The organism is Xanthomonas sp. D-36-1, from assembly GCF_017746155.1.
Classification (GTDB): Bacteria; Pseudomonadota; Gammaproteobacteria; order Xanthomonadales; family Xanthomonadaceae; genus Xanthomonas; species Xanthomonas cissicola.
Genome location: NZ_JAGHWR010000136.1, coordinates 1 through 2,884 on the forward strand (window position 1 = coordinate 1; position 2,884 = coordinate 2,884).

5 protein-coding genes are annotated in these 2,884 nt (G+C 56.4%); all 5 read left to right on the forward strand.

Annotated elements, in window-relative coordinates:
* Positions 1 to 74 precede the first annotated feature (74 nt).
* Positions 75 to 746 (forward strand): DUF3275 family protein, encoded by a 672-nt coding sequence (locus tag J7367_RS21995; RefSeq protein WP_039574856.1) that lies wholly within the window; start codon positions 75 to 77, stop codon positions 744 to 746.
* 89 nt (positions 747 to 835) lie between these two features.
* Positions 836 to 1,183 (forward strand): hypothetical protein, encoded by a 348-nt coding sequence (locus tag J7367_RS22000; protein WP_081027840.1) that lies wholly within the window; start codon positions 836 to 838, stop codon positions 1,181 to 1,183.
* Between the two features lie 9 nt (positions 1,184 to 1,192).
* Positions 1,193 to 1,453, forward strand: a complete 261-nt coding sequence (locus J7367_RS22005) for a hypothetical protein (protein WP_039574854.1) — start codon at positions 1,193 to 1,195, stop codon at positions 1,451 to 1,453.
* Positions 1,454 to 1,531: 78 nt separating this feature from the next.
* On the forward strand, positions 1,532 to 2,182 hold the full coding sequence (locus J7367_RS22010) for a hypothetical protein (protein ID WP_039574870.1): 651 nt from the start codon (positions 1,532 to 1,534) through the stop codon (positions 2,180 to 2,182).
* Positions 2,183 to 2,255: 73 nt separating this feature from the next.
* On the forward strand, positions 2,256 to 2,884 hold a 629-nt coding region (locus J7367_RS22015), incomplete at its 3' end, for a DUF6094 domain-containing protein (RefSeq protein WP_244672367.1).

Sequence of the window (2,884 nt, forward strand, 5' to 3'; positions counted from 1 at the left end):
GCATTGATCAGACCATCCTTAATGGGCGCGGTCCGCTTTTTTTCATCATCAGCTTCATCACAAGGAGCACCGTAATGGCGGCTAAATCAACCCTTCAATTCGCTTCACCGATAATTGTCTCTGGACAGCTCACGCTGCGCACCATCCGCGGACGTAACGGCCCGTTCAATGTAGGACGTCTCGTCACACCTCACGGTGAGTTTGCGGTCAAGGATGCAGAGCTTGAGCAATACGCCGAAGGCAAGTATGACGGCGAATTCCACATACGCTTCATTTATCCCAAAGCCTATCCCACAGCTGGTGGAATGCGTTTCGAGATCCGGGCCAATCTGGACGGAATGACCCTTTCAGGGATCGACCGATTGAGCCGAGATGATGCTCACAGCTTCGCTTCTCAGGAGGTGGATCCACTTGATGAGGAACTGGGGTCGCAACCCGTGGAGAAAACGCGCGCAACGCTCGGTTCGGAATCTGCCGCAGTGCGGGCATCGACTGATCCTCTGATGGATACCACACCTTTTGGTGTGGGAGCGCCATTGGTGACGGTGGGCGACTCTGGTAGCCCTGACAGCGATGACGTTGCGTTGTTCGGCACGCTATGGCCGTTGGGAGAATCCGTGAAGCTGGATTCAACCATTGACCGGCGAACGCTGCGCGCACAGATCGCTCGTCTAGGCGACTTGGGCTATGCGCTTGATTTCAAGTTGCAGGAATGGAAACGCCAGTTGCATCAGCAGGTGGCGTAATCACAGCGCCCCATGCACGGTGCTTCATCCCCCGCTGGAGTTCCTTCCCGGCCGGGGAGGACTCTGGCCTTCTTCTTGAGGTCTCTATCATGTCGATATTTGCTTGCAATACAGACTTACAGCTCTCCGGTGATGCTGACGCTGCGCTTGATGAAAATATGTGGCGCGCCGTCTGTGAGACCGTTGCCGCACAGGCCAACAATGGTTGCGGCTTGTCTTACGAATACTACGTCGACCGCTTCAGCTCGACGATTGATAGTCTCGTTGTCCGATTGCCCGAAACACAGCGTGCGCATGCTTTGCAAATTGCAACACACGAATGGAGCTACGCAACACCTGCCGAGAGGCAGGAGGCTCAGAACTGGAATGCCGAGAATGGCTGCTGCACGCACGGCATCGAGCTGGGTTATTGCCCAGCGGGTTGCGGTTCGTACTAGGAGTGCACGATGAAGACCTCGCTGCAATCCCTATCACCCGAACTGCTAGGCCTGGTTGAGGGTCAGCTTTCCAACGATGAAGACTCGTCTGACGATGAGTTAGTGCAGTACTTAATCCAATCTGGCCTGACAGAGGTACAGGCGCGAGACGCGATCAGCTTTCGGCCTCGCTATCGGATCAACATGTATCTCGCTGGCCACACGCCGATCCGCAATGTAGGGGTCGTGTTGCGGTTCAATCCGCACAAGGGCGAATTCGAAGCCGATTAGCGGCTCTTTCTTCCATCCCACGGGGCAGCTTTGCCCCCGCGGGCGTTGCTGCCCCTCGCTATCTACGAGGACACCAGCATGTCTAACGGTGCTTTCACACACCCTCTCTATCGCATCGACGAGTGCAGCGACCTTATGGCCGACGCCTTTGTCTGCGGCGATCAAGGTGATCTAGTTTTCCTCTCAATATGGGCTCGTGATACTGCGGTCCAGCAGTTGTTGGCTCGGTTGACCCTGGGTCGCGACGAGGATGGTCTGGATCAGCTTCATCTCATCAACGAACAAGGGGGCAATGTCCCCGTATTCGTCGGGTCAATCGATCGTTTTGAAAAGCGACTAACCCGCGCATATCGCCGCACGCTGTTTGGTTCCATAGTCAATCTTTGGCTGTTCGACCGGCGTTGCATTCGACCTGATAAGAGCAACGCCAGCGCGGTTGCACTGCTGCCGCGCCACGCAACTGATCCGACCTTACGACTGTGGCACCTCGTCAAAGATACCTGTCCGCTACCGTTGCTTGATCACTGGCAAGAGCCGGTACTGGCGCTGCTACGCGAGCGCTTCATGCTCAAGAACATGCCTGTAGCTCTCGGTCCACTGCAAGGTTTTCAGTTGGCGCTCGATGTCCCGACGCTTACTGAGGCATTGAGTCAGTTGATTCGTAGCGGTGTCCTCACTGCCCATCCGCAGTCGGCTGACCCGAAGTTGCTGATTGATGTGATGGCCTGATCTACCTGTCACGCAGTTGCGCGCACCCCGCGCGCTTCTGCCTTTCATTTCCCTAGCCAATTAGGAGACTGCTATGGCACTCATGTTCCCGCGGCTTGCCCGCAATTTCGCCAAGAACGGGTACTACCCGACCGACGAAGCCACGCTCGAACGGGCGCTTTCCGCACTGGCGCCCAGCGATGGGCCAATGTGCATCATCGATCCCTGTGCCGGCGAAGGCGTTGCCATCGCAGAAGCTGCACACGTACTCGGGCACGAGCGGACCACCTCTTTCGCGGTTGAGTACGACCAGGAGCGTGCAAACCACGCTCACTCACTGGTCGACCACTGCCTCCATGGCGATGTTATGGACACAGTGATTGCGCGGCAGAGCTTCGGCCTGCTGTGGCTTAACCCTCCTTACGGCGATCTAGCTAGAGATGCCAATGGCAACATTGGCTACGAGGGCAAGGGCCGTGCCCGTCTCGAAAAGCTTTTCTACCAGAGGACGCTGCAGTTCCTGCAATACGACGGCATCCTCATTTTTATGGTGCCGTCATACGTGCTCGACCCCGAACTGGTCGGGTGGCTGACACGTCACTTCGCTGATCTGAGCATCTACCGTGCGGTCGATACACAGTTCAAACAAGTGGTGGTATTCGGACGACGTGTTCGCCAGCGTGAGTTGGTGGGAGACGACACTAAGGAAACTCTGAACAATCC

Coding starts and splice junctions, on each gene's coding strand:
- J7367_RS22010 (WP_039574870.1), top strand. CDS start 1,532: ATGTCTAACGGTGCTTTCACACACCCTCTCTATCGCATCGACGAGTGC.
- J7367_RS22005 (WP_039574854.1), top strand. CDS start 1,193: ATGAAGACCTCGCTGCAATCCCTATCACCCGAACTGCTAGGCCTGGTT.
- J7367_RS22000 (WP_081027840.1), top strand. CDS start 836: ATGTCGATATTTGCTTGCAATACAGACTTACAGCTCTCCGGTGATGCT.
- J7367_RS21995 (WP_039574856.1), top strand. CDS start 75: ATGGCGGCTAAATCAACCCTTCAATTCGCTTCACCGATAATTGTCTCT.